Raw genomic sequence first — 17,989 nt, 5'->3', positions numbered from 1 at the left:
GTCAAGAGACCGCCGGTCTGCACGGTGCTACGCTGCCGCGGTGACGTTCCAGCGGGCCCGCAGCGAGGAGCAGCGCGAGGTCCGGCGCCGGACGATCCTGGACGCGGCCGCCGCGATGCTCGAGGAGATGCCGGTCACGGACGTGACCCTCAACGAGCTGAGCCGCCGGGTCGGGCTCGCCAAGTCGAACGTGCTGCGCTACTTCGACTCCCGCGAGGGGGTGCTGCTCGACCTCTTCGACACGTTCCTGGAGGAGTGGCTCGTCGAGGTGTCGGACGCCCTCGCGGACGACGTCGACGCGGGCCGGGCCGTGCCCGAGCGGGCGGAGCGCCTGGCCGACGTCCTCGCCCGGACGCTGGCCGGCCGTCGGGCGCTGTGCGACCTGGCCGGGACCCAGGGCGGCGTCCTGGAGCACAACGTCTCCGTCGAGGTCGTGGTGCGGCACAAGCGCGTCACCCTCGCTCGGCTGACGGTCGCGGCGGACCTGCTGCGGCGGCACCTGCCCGAGCTGGGCGCCGACGCCGAGCGGTTGATCTTCCACGTCGTGGTCCTGGCGGGCGCGCTCGCGCCGTTCAGCGCGCCGCCTGCCGGGGTGCGCGCCGCGTACGCGCTCGAGCCCGCCCTGGCCGTCCTGCACCTCGACCTGGAGGACTCCCTCCGGACGGCGATCCGGATGTTGCTCCTGGGGGCGGTGCCGCGGGGCTGAGCGCGGCCCGTCTTCCGCCGACGCGCGAGCGGCGCGGACGACGCCGCCGCCCTGGGAGCATCGGCGTGTGCTGCGCTGCGACTTCCACCCCGGCGAGGCGCGGGCGGGAGGCGGGGTGCTGTGGTTCGGCGAACCGGTGCGCACGGTCGTCGCGACCACGGTCGAGCAGGTGCTGCCGGCGCTGCGCGAGGTCGACGCCGCCTGCGCGGACGGGCTGTGGGCCACCGGGTTCGTCACGTACGACGCGGCGCCCGCGTTCGACGCGGCGTTCACCGTGCCGGGGAGGCGTCGCGAGGACGACCTGCCCCTGGTGTGGTTCGGGCTGCACGCGGCTCCGCTCGACCGGCCGGCACCCGCGTCCGGCGACATCACGATCCCCGGACCCTGGCGGGCGTCCGTGGGGCGCGAGGCGTACGAGGTCGCGTTCGACACCGTGCAGGCGGCGGTCCGGCGGGGCGAGACCTACCAGACGAACCTCACCCTGCCGCTGACGGCCGCGTGGGACGACGGGGCCGACGACCTGGGTCGGTACGAGCGGCTGCTGGTCGCGCAGGGGGACGCGTTCGGCGCCTACCTCGATCTCGGGCGGCACCACGTGCTCTCGGTGTCCCCGGAGCTGTTCTTCGCCCGGCGCGGGACCATGATCACCACGCGGCCGATGAAGGGGACGGCCCGGCGCGGGCGGTCGGGTGCGGAGGACGACGAGCGGCTCGCGGGCCTGCTGGCCAGCGGGAAGGACCGCGCCGAGAATGTCATGATCACCGATCTGCTGCGGAACGATCTTGGTCGGCTCGCCCGGGCGGGCAGCGTCGACGTCCCGGCGCTGTGCGTCCCGGAGCGCTACCCGACGGTCTGGCAGCTGACGTCGACGGTGACCGCGGAGGTCCCGCCGACGACCGGGCTGACGGACCTCTTCGGCGCGCTCTTCCCGTGCGGGTCGGTGACGGGGGCGCCCAAGGTGTCGACCATGGGCTTGATCAGCCGGCTGGAGCCGCACGCGCGCGGCCTCTACTGCGGAGCCGTCGGCGTGGTCGCACCGGGCGGGGACGCGACCTTCAGCGTCGCGATCCGCACGCTCGTGGCCGATACGACGGCGCGGACGGCGACGTACGCGGTCGGCAGCGGGGTCACGGTCGACTCGACGGCGGCGGGGGAGCACGACGAGCTGCTGGCCAAGGCGGCGGTCCTCACCGCCCCGGCGAGGCCGGACTTCGACCTGCTGGAGACGCTGCGGCTCGAGGACGGCGCGTGGTGGGCGCTCGACGAGCACCTGCACCGGCTCGCCGCGTCGGCCGCCTACTTCGCCCGGGCGGACCCGCTGGCCGGCGCCCGGGACGCGCTCGACGAGGTCCTGCGCATGCACCCCGACGGCCGCTGGCGGGTCCGGCTGACGGTCGGGGAGCGCGGTGTCGCCGAGGCGTCGGTCGAGCCCCTCCCGCTCGACCCGGACGGGCCGCTGACCCTCGTCCTCGCCGCCGCCCCGGTGGACGAGCAGGACGTGTTCCTCGCCCACAAGACGACGTGGCGGAAGCCGTACGCGCCGCACCGCGCGTCCGCGGCCGCGCGCGGGGCCGACGACGCGCTGCTGTGGAACAGCCGCGGCGAGCTCACCGAGACCACCATCGGCAGCGTCGCGCTCCGCGACGGCGACGCGTGGTGGACGCCGCCGGTGTCGTGCGGCCTGCTGCCCGGCGTCGAACGCGAGCTCGCCCTCCGCGACGGCAGGCTGCGCGAGCGCGTCCTCACGGTCGCCGGGGTGCGGGAGGCGCTGGCCCGCGGCGGCGAGCTGTGGTTCCTCAACAGCGTCCGCGGCTGGCGCCGGGCCGAGCTCCGGGATCACGACCCTGAGCCCCGCCACGCCCCCTGAGCCTGTCGAAGGGCCTCGTCAGAGGTCGGCTGCGGCAGGGCGGACCACTTCGTGGCCCTTCGACAGGCTCAGGGGGCGTTCGGGCGGAACGCGCCGTACCGCCGAGGATGTAGCCGTGTGGTCGACCTCCGAGAGCCGTGCCGTCTACGAGAACGCCTGGATCCGGGTCCGTGAGGACCAGGTGCGCCGGCCCGACGGCACGCGCGGGATCTACGGGGTCGTCGAGGTCCGCAGCCCAGCCGTCTTCGTGGTGGCCGTGACCGACGACGACGAGATCCTCCTCGTGACGCTGCACCGCTACACCACGGGGCGGTCGAGCATCGAGGTCCCGTCCGGCGGCAGCGACGGCGAGGACCTGCTCGTCGCCGCCCGGCGCGAGCTGCGCGAGGAGAGCGGCTACGAGGCCGCTCAGTGGCGTGCGCTCGGTGAGGTGCAGTCGCTGAACGGGGTCGCGGCCGCTCCCGGGCGGGTGTTCCTGGCCACCGGGCTGACCCTCGTCGGGGGCGCCGAGCTCGAGACCGAGGGGATCGAGACGGTGCGCGCGGTGCCCGTGGCCGAGGTCGTGGCCATGGTGGGCCGGGGCGAGATCACGGACAACGAGACGCTCGGCGCCCTGCTGCTCGGCCTCGTCGCGCTCGGCCGCGTCTCCTAGGAGACGGCGAACAGCCCCGCGGTCGCCAGCTCGACGCGACGCCGGGCGGCGGCCTGGTCGTCGTGGAAGCGGTCGGTGGCCCACGAGATCGCCAGGACGAGCTCGTAGACCGCCGCGCCGTCGACGTCGGCGTGCAGGTCGCCGGCCGCCCGGGCCGCGTCGAGGAACGCGTCGAGCCGCAGGTGCACGGGGTTGCAGGTCGTGCTGACGGGGGAGTCGTTCCCGGCGTGGGCGTTGGCCAGGCAGTAGGGCAGGTCGTGCCAGATCCGGAGCTGCCAGGCGAGGCGGACGAGCCACTCGGTCAGCGCCTCCCGCGGCGGCAGCGCGCGGGCCAGCTCGTCGGCCTCGGCGAACGCCGCCACCAGGCTCACCTGCATGACCTCGGCCAGCAGGTCGTCGCGGGTGGGGAAGTTCCGGTAGAGCGTGGCGTTGCCCACCCCGGCGCGGGTGGCGACGGCGTCGAGCGGCGTCAGGACCCCGTCCGCCTCGAACGCCTCGCGGGCCGCGTGCAGGATCGCGTCCCGGTTGCGACGGGCGTCGGCCCGCAGCGGTCGCGTGGTCGGGGTCACGGCGGACATCGACGACCCTCCTTGATAACCGGGGAGCATCCCCACATACTGTTTCCGGGGGAGTTCCCCACTTACTGAGGAGTCTAGATGCCATCACTCGAAGGTCGCCACGTCCTGGTCACGGGAGCCAACGGCGGGCTCGGCGAGCAGTTCGTCGCGCAGGCCCTGGAGCGGGGTGCGGCGAAGGTCTACGCCGCCGCGCGCTCGACGCGGGACTGGGAGGACGCGCGGGTCGTGTCCCTCGACCTCGACCTGAACGACCCCGAGGCTCCGGCCCGGGCCGCAGCCGTCGCGGCCGACGTCGACCTGCTGATCAACAACGCCGCCATCGCCCCGGCCGGCGACTCGATCTCGGGACCGGAGGACGAGCTGCGCCGGATCTTCGAGACCAACTTCTTCGGCACGCTGCGGGTCAGCAACGCCTTCGCCCCGGTGCTCGCCGCGAACGGAGGCGGCACCCTGATCAACATCCTCTCGTCCGCCGCCTGGGTCAGCATCCCGACCGGCTACGCCGCCTCGAAGGCCGCCATGTGGTCGGCGACGAACGCGCTGCGGGCCCAGCTGCGCGGGCAGGGGACGCACGTCGTCGGCCTGCTCGTCGGCATGATCGACACCCCGATGACGGCGGGCTGGGAGGTCCCCAAGGTCACCCCGGCGAGCGTCGTCGCGCAGGCGTACGACGCGGTCTCCGACGGCTCGCTGGAGGTCCTGGCCGACGCCGTCACCCGGGAGCTGAAGTCCCGCCTGAACACCCGGGGCGAGGAGCTCTACCCCTGGCTGGACGAGCAGGTCGCCGCACTGACCGCGCAGGCGGGCTGACGACCGGGCGTCCGCCCCGGCTCCGGGCCGGAGCGGGCGCCGCGCGCCGATGAGGACCCCCTGGCTAGGGTCGGGATCTCAGAGACGATCCAACGAAGGAGTGCAGATGTCGATCGGAGACAAGGCCAAGGACGCCGTCCAGCAGGTGGCCGGCAAGGCCGAGGAGGCCGTCGGGAAGCACACCGACGACGCCGAGCTGACGGCCCAGGGCCAGAAGGACCAGGTCATGGGCGAGGCGCGCATGGAGACCGAGAAGGCCAAGGACGCCGTCAAGGACTGACGCTGGTACACGGGGTCGCGCGGCGCAGGCCGCGCGACCCCGTTCGCGTCTCCCGGGTCAGCCGAGCGCGAGCCCGCGACGGGCGAGCCAGACGTTGCCGAGGATGGGGCAGTTGTCCACGACCTCGAAGTCGAAGCCGGGCATCTCGCGCTTCTTGAGCGCGAGGTAGTGCTCGTCCGACATCCCGCCGGTCAGCTTGACCACCGGCTTGAGCTCGACCACCTCCGACGCCTGGCGCAGCGTGCCGGCCAGGACCCGGTTCATGCTCTTCAGCACCGCGGCCAGCATCTCCTCGCGGGTGGTGGCCAGCGTCAGGCCCGACCACGTGGCCGTGCGCTTCTCCAGCGACTGGCGGTCGCCGGTGAGGTAGGGGGCGAAGGTGACCTCGCCGTCCTCGGGCCAGGCCTCGAGCGCCGCGGGCACCAGCTCCTCGTAGAACGTCTCCCGGCTCAGGTCCCGGCAGAACTGCGACCAGAACCACTCGAGCGCGAACCCGCCCGCCGTGGTGGCGTAGATCTGCCACAGGCCCGGCAGCGCGGCGTTGCGGAGGTAGTAGCCCGGGTTCGTGACGGGGCGGTCGGTGAGGACGCTGACCATGTCGCTCGACCCGGCGGTGTTCATGGTGCCGCCCGCCTCGACGTTGCCCGCACCGCACTGGGCGGCCGCCATGTCGTTGGTGCCCACGGCGACCGTGATGCCGGCCCGGACGCCGAGGCGCTCGGCCTCGTCCGCCTTGAGCGTGCCGACCGGCGTGCCGGGGTCGACGATGTCGCACAGGAGCCCGCGGTCGATGCCGAAGGCGGTCAGCAGCTCGTCGGACCAGGTGCCCTGCGTGGTGGTCTCGTAGAGCCCCGTCATGGAGGCGTTCACGAGGTCGGCCGTCCACTCGCCGGTGAGCCGGTGGTGCACGTACGTGGGCAGGTGCCCGATCCGGTGCGCCTGGTCGAGGTACTCGGGTGCGTTCTGACGGAACCAGATGAACGTCATCGCCCCGGCGCCCCCGGCGAAGGGCAGGATCCCCGCGACGTCGAGGAAGCGCTTATTGCCCACGACCTCGTCGATGAAGGCGCTCTGGGCCCGGCTGCGACGGTCGAGGTGCGTGATGATGTTCGGGTAGGCGAGGGTGCCGTCGCTCTTCACGAAGACCGGTGACGGCGAGAACGTGTCGTAGCAGAGCAGCTCGACCTCCGCCCGCAGCGCCGGGTCGAGCGCCTGGCAGGCCCGGTAGCAGCCGGCCCACAGCTCGTCGGGGTCGATCTCGTTCTTCTCGCCGGGCAGCAGCAGGTTCGGGTACGGGGCGCTCGCCGTCGCGATGATCTCCAGGGCGTCCGCGTCGACGACGGCGACCTTGACCGAGGACGTGCCGAAGTCGATCGACAGCGCCTTCACTCCTCGCTCCCGTCCCCGTCGCCGAGCTTCCCGTGGGCGACGAGCGCCTCGCGCACCGCGCGGATCTCGTCGTCGCCGAGCGGCCGGACGGGGGCGCGGGGGATGCCCGCGCGGTAGCCGAGCAGGTTCATCGTGGCCTTGAGGCTGGCCACCCCGCGGCGCCCGCCGGTGAGCTTGATCAACCGCTGCAGGTCCGCGTACGCGGTGATCGACTCGGCCTGCTTCCCGTCGGCCGCGAGCCGCACGACGGCGGCGCACTCGTCGGGGAAGAAGTTCGCGGCGGACACGACGCCGCCCGGCGAGCCGAACAGCAGGCCGGTCATGATCGTGTTCATCGTCCCGGCCAGGACGGAGAAGTCGTCGCGACCGCCCGCGGCCAGCAGGTAGGACGTGATCTGGTCGTTCGAGGTGTCCTTGATCCCGGCGATGTTCGGGTGGTCGGCGAGCGTGGCCACGACGGCCGGCGGGATGAGCACGCCGTTGGCGTAGCTCGGGGCCACGTAGAGCAGGACGGGGATCGGGCTCGCGTCGGCCACCGCGAGGTAGTGGTCCCGCAGCGCCTCGCCGGTCATCGCGCCCTTGAAGTAGTGCGGGGGCAGCACGGAGACGTAGTCGACGCGGTCGGCGTGCTCGGCGATGCTGTCGACGAACCGCACGGTGAGCCGCGTCGACTCCCGCCCGGCGCCGACGATCAGGGTCTTGTCCCCGCGCTCCGCGGCGGCGGTGGCCACGACGGCGCGGGCCTCGTCGTCGTCGACCGAGCGGAACTCGCCGTTCGTGCCGAGGACCATGACGCCGCGGACGTCGGTCGTGCTCCAGCGGCGCAGGTTGTGCTCGAGCCAGTCGAGGCGGAGGTCGCCCTCGTCGTCGAACGGCGTGACGGAGGGGACGATCACGCCGGTGAGGAGCTCGTTCATCGGTGGGCCCCCGCCCCGGCACCCAGGCAGGCGGACAGGTCGTCCAGGGTCAGGTACGCCCCCGGCGCGGCCGGCCCGCGGTTCGCGAGGACCTCGACCGGGTCGCGGCCCGGGTCGCCCAGCTCGGAGACCACGAGGAGGGCCTCGCTGAAGTCCTCGTCCCGGGTGTAGCCGTTCACCGTGACCAGGCAAGGCAGCCCGGCCCCGGTCGCGGCGAGCAGGCCGTTGCGGGAGTCCTCCACGACCAGCGTGTCGTCACGGTCGAGGCCGAGCTCGGACACCGCGAGGTCGTAGATGGCGGGGTCGGGCTTCTTGGCCGGCACGACGTCGCCGGCGAAGACCGGGACGCGGGCCGCGACCTCGGGGCCGACCGCGTGCTCGAGCACCGCGCGCACCGACGCCTCGGCCGACGTGGAAGCGACGGCGACCGTCCAGCCCGCCTCCAGCGCGGCCGGGATCAGCCGCGCGATGCCGGGCCGCGCGGGGAGCTGCCCGTTGCGGACCAGCTCCTGGAACGCGGCGGACTTGTAGCGGTGCCACTCGCCCAGCCGGTCGCGGCGGAGCTCCTCGTCGTCGCCGATGTCTGCGGCGTCGGCGAAGCCGGGGTCGTTGAACAGGCTCGCCATCCGCTCCTTGCCGCCGCCGATCCGCAGGCGCCGGGCGTACTCGTCGACGTCCCAGCGCACGGGGAGGCCGAAGTGCTCGAAGGTGAGGTTGAAGGCGGGCAGGTGCCCGTAGCGCTCGGTGTCGGCCAGCACGCCGTCGCAGTCGAAGACCAGGGCGCTCATCGGACCCGCCCGACGCTGCCGAAGATGCGCATGTGGTCGCGGGCCATCGTGGTCACGGCCTCCTTCTGGTCGCGGAAGAACGTGATCGGGTCCCACTTGCCGCTCTCCTCGGACCGCTGCAGCGACGCGAGGCTCGAGCGCAGGAAGACCTCCTTGAGCGCGGTCGAGATGTTGACCTTGGCGCAGCCGCGCGCGACGAGGTCCTGGAACTGCTCGGCCGACAGGCCGGTCCCGCCGTGCAGGGCCATCGGTACGCCCGTGGCCGCGAGCAGGTCGCTGACCTTCTGGTGGTCGAGCACCGGCGCCGACCTGTACTGGCCGTGCGCGTTGCCGATGGCGGGCGCGAAGCAGTCGACCCCGGTGCGCTCGACGAAGTCGACCGACACCTCGAGGGACTGCATCGCCGACGCCTCGTCGGAGCCGATCCCGTCCTCGACGCCCTGGATGCCCTCGATCTCGCCCTCGACGCTCGCCCCGACGGCCCGGGCCTCGGCGACGACCTCGATGGTCTGGCGCAGGTTCTCGGCGCCGTCGAGCTCGTGGGCGTCGAACAGCACCGAGGTCCACCCGCCCTGCAGGCAGTCGGAGATGACCTCGCGCTCGGGGCAGTGGTCGAGGTGCAGCACGACCGGCACCGACGCGTCCTCGGCCAGCCCGGCGAGGATCGTGTAGAGCTTCTTGCGGCCGTACATCCGCACCGTCTTGACCGAGGTCTGCAGGATGACCGGCGAGCGCTCCTCCGCGGCCGCCTCGAGCACCGCCTCGGCGCTCAGGTCGTTGACGATGTTGAAGGCGGGCACGCCGTAGCCGCCCGCCAGGGCGTCGGCGAGCACGTCGTTCAGGGGGACGAAGCTCATCGCGTTCGTGTCCTTCCTCGGTCTGCGGTCTGGAGGTGTGGCGGTCGGGTCAGCGCGCGGGCTGCTGGAGCGGGAGGTCGAGCGGGAACGCGTAGGCCTGGGCCGAGCCGTCCGGCCAGCCGAAGACGACCTCGTCGGCGATGCCGACGAAGAAGCCGTTCTCGACGACGCCCGGGATCTCGTTCAGCTGGACCGTCAGCTCGGCCACGTCGCGCGCGGTGTCGAGCTGCACGTCGATGATGAAGTTGCCGTTGTCGGTCACGACGGGGGCGCCGTCGCGCTCGCGCCGCACGATGGCCAGGTCGGCCGGGTAGCCGTGCTCGCCCAGCAGCGCCCGCACCGCCTTGGACGTGGTGCCCCACGAGAACTGCACGATCTCCACGGGCAGGGGGAACCGGCCCAGCGTCTGCACCGCCTTGGTGTGGTCGGCCACGACGACCATCCTGGCGCTCGTCCGGGCGACGAGCTTCTCCCAGAGCAGGCAGGCGCCGCCGCCCTTGATCATCGAGCCGTCGGGGTCGATCTCGTCGGGCCCGTCGATGCAGACGTCGAGCTGGTCGATGTCGTCCAGGTCGACCAGGGTGATGCCCAGCTCGAGGGCGAGGTCGCGCGTCCCGTTCGACGTCGGCACGCCGACGACCTGCAGGCCGTCGCGGACCTTCTCCGCGAGCGCGCGGACGAAGTAGTGGGACGTCGTGCCCGAGCCCAGGCCGAGCCTGGCGCCGTCGAAGCAGTACTTGTCGGCGGCGAAGCGGCCGGCGGCGAGCTTGGCGCGGTCCTGGTCGTTGCGCGTGTCGATCGTGGGGGTGGTCATGGTGCGGGCTCCTACGGGGTGGGGAGGGGTCGGGCGGCGACGAGGCCGGTGAGGGCGTCGAACGAGCTCAGGCGGTTCCCGGTCACGGTGGCGGGTGCCCACGGCACGGCCAGGAAGGCGACGGACGCGGCCCCCGCGCACTGCTCGTCCACGGGGGAGTCGCCGACGAGGACCGACGTCGTACGGTCGGCGCCGAGCTCGTCCACGGCCAGCCAGAGGTGGTCGGGGTGGGGCTTGCTCCGCTCGATGCGGTCGCCGCCGACGACGACGGGGAAGTGGTGCGCCACGTCCAGGCCGACCAGGACCTCCCGGGCGATCGTCTCGGGCTTGTTGGTGCAGACGGCCATCGGGACCCCGGCGTCGGCCAGGAAGGCGAGGGTGTCGGCCACGCCGGCGAACAGCGTCGAGTCCACGACGGGACGCTGCCGGTACTCCGCGAGGTAGTGCCGCGCGAGGGCACCGAGGTCGGTCTCGGGCAGGCCCGACAGCGCCGCGGCCCGCGAGACCAGGAGGGCGACGCCGTCCCCGAGCATCGGGGCGACCTCCGCCGGCAGCAGGGCGCGCCCGCCGGCGGGCACGAGCGCGAGGTTCAGCGCGCGGGCGATGTCGACGGTGGAGTCGACGAGCGTGCCGTCGAGGTCGAAGACGACGGTGCGGTAGCCGGTCACAGGTTCCTCATCACGGTCTGGGCCGGGTAGATCCGGCGGAAGTCGTCGTAGGAGGCGTCGTGGACGGCGACGGAGTCGGGGTCGGGCTGCACGCGGTCGGTGACCACGACGCTCCCGAGCGCCTCGGACAGGTTCGCCCACCGGCCGCCGCCGACCCCGGCGAGCAGAGCAGCACCGTACGCCGCCCCCTGCTCCCCGTTGGTCACCTGGTGCACCGGGGTGCCGAGCACGTCGGCGAGCGTCTGGCGCCACAGCGGGTAGGCCGAGGCGCCGCCGGAGACGCGGACGTCGTCGGTGGGTACGCCGACGTCGGCCATGATGTCGCGGATCTCGCGCAGGTTGAGCAGCGCGCCCTCGAGGACGGCCCGCGAGAGGTCGGTCAGGTCGTGACCGAGGTCGACGCCCACGAAGGTGGCGCGGGCGTCGGGGTCGACGTGCGGGGCGCGCTCGCCGACCAGGTAGGGCAGGAAGCGGACGCCGCGGGCGCCGACGGGCGAGCGGGTCGCGAGCGCGGTGACGGTGGCGTTGCTCGCGTCCGGGACCAGCGCCCGGATCGCGTCGGTCCACCACTGCAGCGCCCCGCCCGCGGAGAGCGCGACGCCCATGACGTGCCAGCGGCCCGCCTCGTTGCCGCAGGAGATCTGCAGGCGGCCGTGGGCGTTGTCGGGGCAGTGCTCGATCGCGGCGCCGAGGATGCCGGCCGTGCCCAGCGTGATGCCCAGCGTCCCGGGGGACACGATGCCCATCGACGTGGTCTGCAGGACCGAGTCACCGCCGCCGGCGACCACGGGGGTCCCGACCGGCAGCCCGGTCAGCGCGGCGGCCTCCGCGGTCAGGCGCCCGACGGGCGTGTCCGACTCGACGACCGGCGGCAGCAGCGACTCGGGCAGCTCGAGGGCGGCCATGAGGTCGGAGCTCCAGCGGCGGTTCCGCACGTCGAGGGCGCCGAAGCCCGAGGCGTCCGAGACGTCGGTCGCGCGCTCGCCGGTCAGGCGCCAGCGGAGGTGGTCCTTCGGGTTCAGCACGACCTCGGTCCGCGCGAACAGCTCGGGCTCGTGCTCGCGCAGCCAGAGGATCTTGCCGATCGTGTAGCCGGGCAGCGAGGCGTTGTTCGTCAGGCCGAGGAGCCCGTCGAGCCCGCCGACCCGGTCCAGCAGCAGGTCGCACTCGGCCGCGTTGCGGTTGTCGTTCCACAGGATCGCGGGGCGCAGCACCTCGTCGTGGGCGTCGAGGGCGACCATGCCGTGCATCTGCCCGGACAGCCCGATGCCCACCACGTCACCGTCGACGCGCTCGCCGACGGCGCGGACCGCCTCGAGCGTGGCGTCCCACCAGTCCTCGGGGCGCTGCTCGGTCCAGCCCGGTCGCGGGGTCTGGAGGGGGTAGGAGGACGTGTGGCTCGCGACGACGGCGCCGGACTCGTCGACGGCGACGACCTTGACCCCGGACGTGCCGAGGTCCACGCCCAGCCAGTGACCGGTCACTTGCCGTACCGGATGCGCAGGTGCTTGATCTGGAGGTAGGCGTGCAGCCCCTCACGCCCGTGCTCGGAGCCGTGGCCCGAGCCCTTGCGGCCGCCGTAGGGGGCGTTCATGATGCCGGCGTCGGGGTTGTTCACCGCCACGTTGCCGAACTCCAGCGCGTGGCCGATCGAGAACACCTCGCCGAGGTCGCGGGCGTACAGGTAGGCGGCGAGCCCGGCGTCGGTCCCGTTGGCCAGCGCGACCGCCTCCTCCGACGTGTCGTAGGGGACGACGCCGACCACCGGGCCGAAGGTCTCCTCCTGCACGATCAGGCTGTCGTGGGGGACGTCGTCGACGACGGTCGGCGTGACCCACGTGCCGGCCCGGTCGGCCTGGCTGGTGCCGCCGGTCCGGACCCGGGCGCCGCGCGCCACCGCGTCCTCCACGTGGGCGGCGCAGCGGTCGCGGATCTCGGCGTTGGTCACGGGGCCCACGTCGGGGTTGTCGAGGCCGGGCCCGACCTTCAGGGCGGCGACGCCGGCGGTGAGCTTGTCCACGTACTCCGCGTGCACGTCGCGGTGCACGTAGACGCGGTTGATCGCGATGCAGATCTGCCCGGCGTTGCGGAACCCGCGCCGCAGGCACCCGGCGACCGCGTCGTCGACGTCGGCGCTGGCGGTGACGATCTGGGGGCAGGAACCGCCGAGCTCCATCGAGGTCGGGATCGCCTTGGCCAGCGACCGCGTGATGGCGGCGCCCGTCGCCTCGGAGCCGGTGAAGGCGAGCTTGTCCAGGTCGGGGTGCGAGGCGAGCGCGCGGCCCGCGGTCCCGGCGCCGAGCACCAGGTTCGCGACGCCGTCGGGCACGCCGGCGCCCTGCAGCAGCGCGAACAGCCGTACGGCGCTCGAGGGCGTGTACTCGGAGGGCTTGACGACGATCGTGCAGCCGGCGGCGAGCGCGGCGGCCAGCTTCCAACCGATGAGCTCGAGCGGGTAGTTCCAGGGCGTGATCGCCCCGACCACGCCGACCGGCTCGTACCGGACGATGCTCGTCACCCCGGCCTGCTCGTTCGGGATGGTCTCGCCGTAGACGCGGACGCCCTCCTCGGCGTAGTAGTCGAAGGCGTCGGCGAGCTTGGCGGTCTCGCCGCGCGACTCGCCGATCGGCTTGCCCATCTCCAGCGTGACCAGGCGGGCGAGCTCCTCGAGGTCGTCGCGGACGGCGGCGGCCAGCCGGTGCAGGACGGCCGCGCGCTGGAAGGGCGTGGTCGAGCGCCAGGCGGGCAGGGCGGCCCGCGCCGCGCGGACGGCCTCGTCGACGCCGGCCTCGGAGGTGTCGGGGATGGTCGTGAGGACCTGTCCGTCGGCCGGGTTCACGACGGCGACGGTCGGGTCGCCACCGGGCACCCAGCGTCCGGCGACGAGGTTGCGCGGCTCGGGCATGTCGGTCGGCACGGTCAGGGCGGTCACTTCTGCTCCTTCGGGTCGGGGTCGACGTCGGGGTTGACGCTGCACCGCAGCGGCTGGCCGAGCGCCGCCCGCACGGCCTCCTCGGCCGCCAGGCGCTGCAGGTTGTCCAGCGACGACTCCGAGTAGAACGCGGCGTGGGGGGAGAACAGGACGTTGGGGGTCGTCCGCAGGGGGGAGTCGGCGGCCAGGGGCTCGGGGTCGAAGACGTCCAGCCCGGCCCCACCGACCCGTCCCTCGGCGAGGGCCTCGGCGAGCGCCGCCTCGTCGACGAGCGCACCCCGCGACGTGTTGACGAGCACGCAGCCGGGGCGGACGCGCGCCAGCAGGCCGGCGTCGACGAGGCGGTGGGTGGCGGGCGTGACCGGGACGTGCAGCGAGATCCCGTGCGACTCGGCCAGCAGGGTGTCGAGGTCGACGAGCGTCAGCCCGTGGGCCGCCACGACGTCCGCGTCGGCGTACGGGTCGTGGGCGATCAGGCGGAAGCCGAAGGGCCGCAGGCGGTCGGCCAGCGAGCAGGCGATCCGGCCGGCGCCCAGCAGCCCGACGGTGGTGCTCGTGAACGAGGGGACCGGTCCGGCGTCGCCGGGCAGCACCCACGTGCGGGCCCGGATGCCGGCGTCGTAGAAGGGGATGCGGCGCAGCAGGGACAGCATCAGCGCCGCCGCGTGGTCGGCGACGGTGTCGACGCCGTAGTCGGGGACGTTCGCCACGTGCACGCCGAGCCGGGTCGCCGCCTCGACGTCGACGTTGTCGTAGCCCACGCCGTAGCGGATCACCGTCGCCCCGGGCGCCAGCGCCGCCAGCTGCTCGGCGCCCATCGGCGCGAAGTTCACGAAGGCGACGTCGGCGCCGCGCACGGCCTCGGTGGTCTCGTCGGCCCCGGTGCACTGGTGCACGGCGAGCTCGGCGCCGACCTGCTCGGCGGCCGCTCGCTCGTGGGTGACGTCGACGAAGGCGTGGTCGGTCACGACGAACCGCGTCATGACGCGCGCTCCGGGTCGGCGTACGGGGTGGGGACGGCTGTCGCCGCGGGGCTCAGGCGTGGCACCGATGCCTCCTGTGTGTCGAGCTGTGGGGTCGAACGGGTCGTGCGCCGCAGGTCCGGCAGCACGTCACCGAACCTAACGTCGTACGTTCGCGTCGGTCAACCGGGGTCAAGGTCGGTGGCGACGACGGCTCTCAGGCTCAAAACCACGAGTAGTTGAAAACTGAGGGTTGCGAGGCGAGTTTAATCATCGTACGTTCGGCTCATGACTCAATGGCGAGACGGTCCGGGTCGGCTGTCCGAGCGGATCGCGGACGAGCTGCAGACCGAGATCCTCCGCGGCGGCCTCGTGCCGAACGTACGACTGGCGACCGAGGTGGAGCTCATGGAGCGCTACTCCGTGAGCCGCACCGTGGTGCGCGAGGCGGCGAAGCTGCTGGAGCAGCGCGGGCTGGTCACCGTCGCGCCCGGTCGCGGCATGGTCGTCGCCGCCTTCGACGGGGCGCGCATCGCCGAGCAGTTCTCGATCCTGATGCTGGCCAGCGACGGCACGTTCGGCAACCTGCTGGAGCTCCGCCTGGCGCTCGAGCTGCAGGTCACCACGGCCGCCGCCGCCTCCGCCACGACGGAGGACCTCGACCGGCTCGCCGGCTCGATCACCCACGGCGCGGCCGCGATCGCCACCGACGGCTCCGTCGACGCCGAGGCCTTCCTCGACGCGGACATGAACTTCCACGAGGCGCTCGCGCAGGCGAGCGGCAACCCGTTCTTCGACCTCGTCTGCCGGCCGATCAACAGCTTTCTCCGCACGCACTACCAGCACCGGGCCGGTTACCCCTCGAACCCGCACCGGACGCTCGAGGAGCACGAGGAGATCCTCCAGAACCTCCGTCGGCGCGACACCTACGGCGCCCGCAAGGCGGCCGAGGAGCACCTGCGGCGGCTGCTGCGCAAGTGGCAGACCCCCACCGACGGCGCCGTCCCGCCGAGCATCCGCGAGATGAGCTCCACCGTCACCCCCCGCACCACCCTCACGACCACCGACGCCGGGCTCGCCCCGGCGCCTCGGACCGCACCCACCATCCCCACCTCGGAGGCATGACCAATGACGACATCGCCCAACCCCGTCTTCAACCGACGCACGTTCGGTCTCGGGGCCCTCGGCCTCACCGCGGCCCTCGCCGGCTGCGGCACCACGCAGGCCGGACCGGCCGGGGCCGCGAGCGGCGGTGCCGGCGGCGGCACCGGCGCCTACTGCAACAAGGGGATGAACTACTTCTTCTTCGTCGTGCAGAACGAGGCGGTGAAGCGCAAGAGCGAGGAGCTCGGCCACACCTTCAAGACCACGGACGCGAAGTTCGACTCGAGCACCCAGTTCGACAACTGGAACTCGCTGCTGATCTCCAAGCCGGCCTTCCTGATCGCTGACCCGATCGACTCCGAGGGTCTCGCGCCGCTGGCGCAGAAGGCCAAGAACCAGAAGGTGCCGGTCGGCATCATCGACACCCCGCTGACCAAGGGCGAGGTCGACTTCACCATCGCGTTCGACAACAAGCGCGGCGGCGAGATGGCCGCGGAGAAGATCGTCGAGCTGCTGAAGAAGAAGTACGGCAGCGAGAAGGGCACCGTGCTCAACGGCTACGGCGCCCTGTCCTCGTCCGCCTGGCGGGCCCGCAAGGAGGGCTTCGAGGGCGTCATGGCGAAGTACCCCGGCATCAAGGTCATCTCCCGCCCGACCGAGGGTGACGAGGCCACGGCCGTCAGCGTCGCGGGTGCCACGCTCGCCGAGTTCCCCGACCTCGACGCGGCGCACGCCCCCAGCGACTCGATCACGCGCGGCATCATCACCGCGCTGCGCAGCAAGAACAAGGCCCTCCCCAAGGACGACCCGAACCACGTCTTCCTGACCTCCATCGACGGCGAGCCGCAGTCGCTGCAGTGGATCAAGGACGGCCTGCTCGACGCCGAGGTGAGCCAGGACCCGGTCGCGTACGGGGAGATCTGCGTCGAGATGCTCACGAAGTACACCGCCACCGGCGGCGCCATCCCGATGGGCGAGTACGCGAACGCGGCCTACTACTGGGAGAAGGCGCCGGTCATGTCGACCCCGCAGGGCCCGAGCTGCGTGATCCCGCCCTTCTACATCGACTCGTCGAACGTGGACGACCCCCGCCAGTGGGGCAACGTCGTGGTGCAGAAGTGGGGCCTCAAGCAGTGACGGACCCAGGCGCACCCCTGCTGGAGACCCGGGGGCTCAGCAAGGTCTACGGCCGGTTCACGGCTCTGCACCCGACCGACATCACGGTCGAGGAGGGCTCGATCCACGGCTTCCTGGGCAAGAACGGGGCGGGCAAGTCGACCCTGGTCAAGCTCATCGCCGGCTCCGAGCGGCCCACCGCGGGACAGATCCTGTTCCGGGGCGAGGACATCACGCACCTCCCGCTCGTCCGGCGCCGCGAGCTGGGCATCCACCTGCTCAGCCAGCACGCCGAGGTGGTGGCGGACCTGTCGGTGGCGGAGAACCTCCTGCTGCCCGACTACCCGCGTCGCGGGCCGTTCGTGGACCGGCGGGCGATGAACGCCCGGGCCCGTGAGCTGCTGGACCGCTACGACGTGCCGTTCCCGGTGGACCAGCCGGCGGGCTCGTTGAGCGCGCCGGACCAGCGCCGGCTCGGCATCGTGCGCACGCTGGTGGGGGAGAGCGCGCTGGTCATGCTCGACGAGCCGACCACCGCGCTCAGCCAGGAGGAGCGCTCGTCGCTCTTCGACTGGGTGCGCTCGCTCAATGCCGGCGGCCAGACGTTCGTCTTCATCTCGCACTTCAACAACGAGATCCAGGCGATCTGCAACCGGGCCACGGTGCTGCGCGACGGTCACGTCGTCGCCGACGGGGCGGACCCCCGGACGATGGGCTCGGCGGAGATCTCCGAGCTCGTCGTCGGCACCGCGGTGGACGAGTTCGTCCGCCGCCCGCGCACGGCGGAGCAGGAGCGCCTCGTCGTGACCGACCTGGTCACGGAGGGCGTCGGTCCGCTGTCCTTCAGCGTCGGGGCCGGGGAGATCGTCGGCTTCGTCGGCCTGCCCGGTTCGGGTGCGCAGGAGTCGGCGCGGGCGGTGGCCGGGCTCCGCCCGGTGCAGTCCGGGTCGGTCGTGCTCGACGGGCGCGAGCTCCGGCTGGGCGACGTCCGCGGCGCCCTGGACAGCGGCATGGCCTACCTGACCAACGACCGGCACGGCGAGGGCATCGTCGGCCCGATGTCGGTGCGGGAGAGCCTCCGGATGGGCAACTGGCCCTCCCGCGGCGGTCTCCTGTCGGAGGCCGAGGTCACCCGGACCTACGACAAGTACCACTCCCGGATGCACTTCCGGGTGGCCGGTCCCGACCAGCCGATCGAGGAGCTGTCGGGCGGCAACCAGCAGAAGATCATCCTCGGCCGGCTCCTCGCCCGGGAGCCCGTGGTCCTCATCCTCGACGAGCCCACCCTCGGCGTCGACGTGTCGACGAAGGAGGAGGTGCACCGTCTGATCGACGAGCTGACCGACTCCGGCCTCGCCGTGATCCTGCTCGCCTACGACACCGACGAGATGGTCCGCATGGTCGACCGGGTCGTGGCCTTCACCGACGGCAAGGTCACCGGCGAGCTCGTCGGGGCCGAGATCAGCGCCGACGCGATCCTCGCCCGGCTGCACCACCAGAGCGAGCTCGCCGACGCGTGACCCGCACCCGCCCGCCTCGACCAGCCCCG

General features: G+C 72.9%; 18 protein-coding genes. 8 read left to right on the top strand and 10 right to left on the bottom strand.

Annotated features, from left to right (window positions below; translation table 11 throughout):
• Positions 1-40: 40 nt before the first annotated feature.
• From ABD665_RS07315 to ABD665_RS07305, 3 genes are all read left to right on the top strand, one after another.
• Positions 41-706, top strand: a complete 666-nt coding sequence (locus tag ABD665_RS07315; RefSeq protein WP_204911563.1) for a TetR family transcriptional regulator — start codon at positions 41-43, stop codon at positions 704-706.
• 67 nt (positions 707-773) lie between these two features.
• A complete protein-coding gene (locus tag ABD665_RS07310; protein ID WP_204911564.1) occupies positions 774-2,573 on the top strand; it encodes a chorismate-binding protein in 1,800 nt (599 codons plus the stop codon).
• A 115-nt stretch (positions 2,574-2,688) separates the two neighbouring features.
• Entirely contained in the window at positions 2,689-3,225 is a 537-nt protein-coding gene (locus tag ABD665_RS07305; protein WP_204911565.1) for an NUDIX domain-containing protein, read from the top strand.
• Here ABD665_RS07305 and ABD665_RS07300 read toward each other — a convergent pair.
• Entirely contained in the window at positions 3,222-3,803 is a 582-nt protein-coding gene (locus ABD665_RS07300; protein WP_344741628.1) for a TetR/AcrR family transcriptional regulator, read from the bottom strand. The two genes, ABD665_RS07305 and ABD665_RS07300, sit on opposite strands and share 4 nt — an antisense overlap.
• A 78-nt stretch (positions 3,804-3,881) precedes the next feature.
• Between ABD665_RS07300 and ABD665_RS07295 the strand changes: the two genes are divergently transcribed.
• Positions 3,882-4,613: an SDR family oxidoreductase gene (locus tag ABD665_RS07295; RefSeq protein WP_204911566.1), complete on the top strand. Its 732-nt coding sequence runs from the start codon at positions 3,882-3,884 to the stop codon at positions 4,611-4,613.
• Between the two features lie 106 nt (positions 4,614-4,719).
• Positions 4,720-4,893 carry a CsbD family protein gene (locus tag ABD665_RS07290; RefSeq protein ID WP_204911567.1) on the top strand — a complete coding sequence of 58 codons (174 nt, stop codon included), beginning with the start codon at positions 4,720-4,722 and terminating at the stop codon, positions 4,891-4,893.
• Between the two features lie 57 nt (positions 4,894-4,950).
• Here the strand turns inward: ABD665_RS07290 and ABD665_RS07285 are convergent, their stop codons facing one another.
• Genes ABD665_RS07285 through ABD665_RS07245 form a run of 9 tightly spaced genes read right to left on the bottom strand, consistent with a single transcriptional unit; the run spans position 4,951 to position 14,241 of the window.
• Entirely contained in the window at positions 4,951-6,282 is a 1,332-nt protein-coding gene (locus tag ABD665_RS07285; protein ID WP_204911568.1) for an FGGY family carbohydrate kinase, read from the bottom strand.
• On the bottom strand, positions 6,279-7,199 hold the full coding sequence (locus ABD665_RS07280) for a dihydrodipicolinate synthase family protein (protein WP_204911569.1): 921 nt from the start codon (positions 7,197-7,199) through the stop codon (positions 6,279-6,281). Before ABD665_RS07280 ends, ABD665_RS07285 begins: the two co-directional genes overlap by 4 nt.
• A complete protein-coding gene (locus tag ABD665_RS07275; RefSeq protein WP_204911570.1) occupies positions 7,196-7,987 on the bottom strand; it encodes an HAD-IA family hydrolase in 792 nt (263 codons plus the stop codon). Before ABD665_RS07275 ends, ABD665_RS07280 begins: the two co-directional genes overlap by 4 nt.
• A complete protein-coding gene (locus ABD665_RS07270) occupies positions 7,984-8,844 on the bottom strand; it encodes a class II fructose-bisphosphate aldolase (protein WP_204911571.1) in 861 nt (286 codons plus the stop codon). The genes ABD665_RS07275 and ABD665_RS07270 overlap by 4 nt, the downstream gene beginning before the upstream one ends.
• 49 nt (positions 8,845-8,893) lie before the next feature.
• Entirely contained in the window at positions 8,894-9,658 is a 765-nt protein-coding gene (rpiA, locus tag ABD665_RS07265; protein WP_204911572.1) for a ribose 5-phosphate isomerase A, read from the bottom strand.
• Between the two features lie 11 nt (positions 9,659-9,669).
• Complete coding sequence (locus ABD665_RS07260; RefSeq protein WP_204911573.1) at positions 9,670-10,326, bottom strand: HAD hydrolase-like protein; 657 nt, start codon at positions 10,324-10,326, stop codon at positions 9,670-9,672.
• Positions 10,323-11,810: a xylulokinase gene (xylB, locus tag ABD665_RS07255; protein ID WP_204911574.1), complete on the bottom strand. Its 1,488-nt coding sequence runs from the start codon at positions 11,808-11,810 to the stop codon at positions 10,323-10,325. Before xylB ends, ABD665_RS07260 begins: the two co-directional genes overlap by 4 nt.
• Complete coding sequence (locus ABD665_RS07250; protein WP_204911575.1) at positions 11,807-13,258, bottom strand: aldehyde dehydrogenase family protein; 1,452 nt, start codon at positions 13,256-13,258, stop codon at positions 11,807-11,809. The genes xylB and ABD665_RS07250 overlap by 4 nt, the downstream gene beginning before the upstream one ends.
• Positions 13,255-14,241 (bottom strand): NAD(P)-dependent oxidoreductase, encoded by a 987-nt coding sequence (locus tag ABD665_RS07245; protein ID WP_204911576.1) that lies wholly within the window; start codon positions 14,239-14,241, stop codon positions 13,255-13,257. Before ABD665_RS07245 ends, ABD665_RS07250 begins: the two co-directional genes overlap by 4 nt.
• A gap of 267 nt (positions 14,242-14,508) precedes the next feature.
• Between ABD665_RS07245 and ABD665_RS07240 the strand changes: the two genes are divergently transcribed.
• From ABD665_RS07240 to ABD665_RS07230, 3 genes are read left to right on the top strand one after another with little or no spacing between them, the layout of a single operon-like run.
• Positions 14,509-15,345 (top strand): FCD domain-containing protein, encoded by an 837-nt coding sequence (locus ABD665_RS07240; protein ID WP_204911577.1) that lies wholly within the window; start codon positions 14,509-14,511, stop codon positions 15,343-15,345.
• A 3-nt stretch (positions 15,346-15,348) separates the two neighbouring features.
• Positions 15,349-16,461, top strand: a complete 1,113-nt coding sequence (locus tag ABD665_RS07235) for a substrate-binding domain-containing protein (protein ID WP_204911578.1) — start codon at positions 15,349-15,351, stop codon at positions 16,459-16,461.
• On the top strand, positions 16,458-17,960 hold the full coding sequence (locus ABD665_RS07230; protein WP_204911579.1) for an ATP-binding cassette domain-containing protein: 1,503 nt from the start codon (positions 16,458-16,460) through the stop codon (positions 17,958-17,960). The genes ABD665_RS07235 and ABD665_RS07230 overlap by 4 nt, the downstream gene beginning before the upstream one ends.
• The last annotated feature ends 29 nt before the right edge of the window (positions 17,961-17,989 follow it).

This window comes from Microlunatus spumicola, from assembly GCF_039536445.1.
GTDB lineage: Bacteria > Actinomycetota > Actinomycetes > Propionibacteriales > Propionibacteriaceae > Microlunatus > Microlunatus spumicola.
The sequence above is the reverse complement of the archived record's forward strand: the minus strand, read 5'-3'. Positions and strand labels throughout refer to the sequence as shown.

Excerpts from the sequence above, each read along its gene's own strand:
- ABD665_RS07245 (WP_204911576.1), bottom strand. The coding sequence starts at position 14,241 with ATGACGCGGTTCGTCGTGACCGACCACGCCTTCGTCGACGTCACCCAC.
- ABD665_RS07280 (WP_204911569.1), bottom strand. The coding sequence starts at position 7,199 with ATGAACGAGCTCCTCACCGGCGTGATCGTCCCCTCCGTCACGCCGTTC.
- ABD665_RS07270 (WP_204911571.1), bottom strand. The coding sequence starts at position 8,844 with ATGAGCTTCGTCCCCCTGAACGACGTGCTCGCCGACGCCCTGGCGGGC.
- ABD665_RS07275 (WP_204911570.1), bottom strand. The coding sequence starts at position 7,987 with ATGAGCGCCCTGGTCTTCGACTGCGACGGCGTGCTGGCCGACACCGAG.
- rpiA (WP_204911572.1), bottom strand. The coding sequence starts at position 9,658 with ATGACCACCCCCACGATCGACACGCGCAACGACCAGGACCGCGCCAAG.
- ABD665_RS07235 (WP_204911578.1), top strand. The coding sequence starts at position 15,349 with ATGACGACATCGCCCAACCCCGTCTTCAACCGACGCACGTTCGGTCTC.
- ABD665_RS07240 (WP_204911577.1), top strand. The coding sequence starts at position 14,509 with ATGACTCAATGGCGAGACGGTCCGGGTCGGCTGTCCGAGCGGATCGCG.
- ABD665_RS07290 (WP_204911567.1), top strand. The coding sequence starts at position 4,720 with ATGTCGATCGGAGACAAGGCCAAGGACGCCGTCCAGCAGGTGGCCGGC.
- ABD665_RS07295 (WP_204911566.1), top strand. The coding sequence starts at position 3,882 with ATGCCATCACTCGAAGGTCGCCACGTCCTGGTCACGGGAGCCAACGGC.
- ABD665_RS07300 (WP_344741628.1), bottom strand. The coding sequence starts at position 3,803 with ATGTCCGCCGTGACCCCGACCACGCGACCGCTGCGGGCCGACGCCCGT.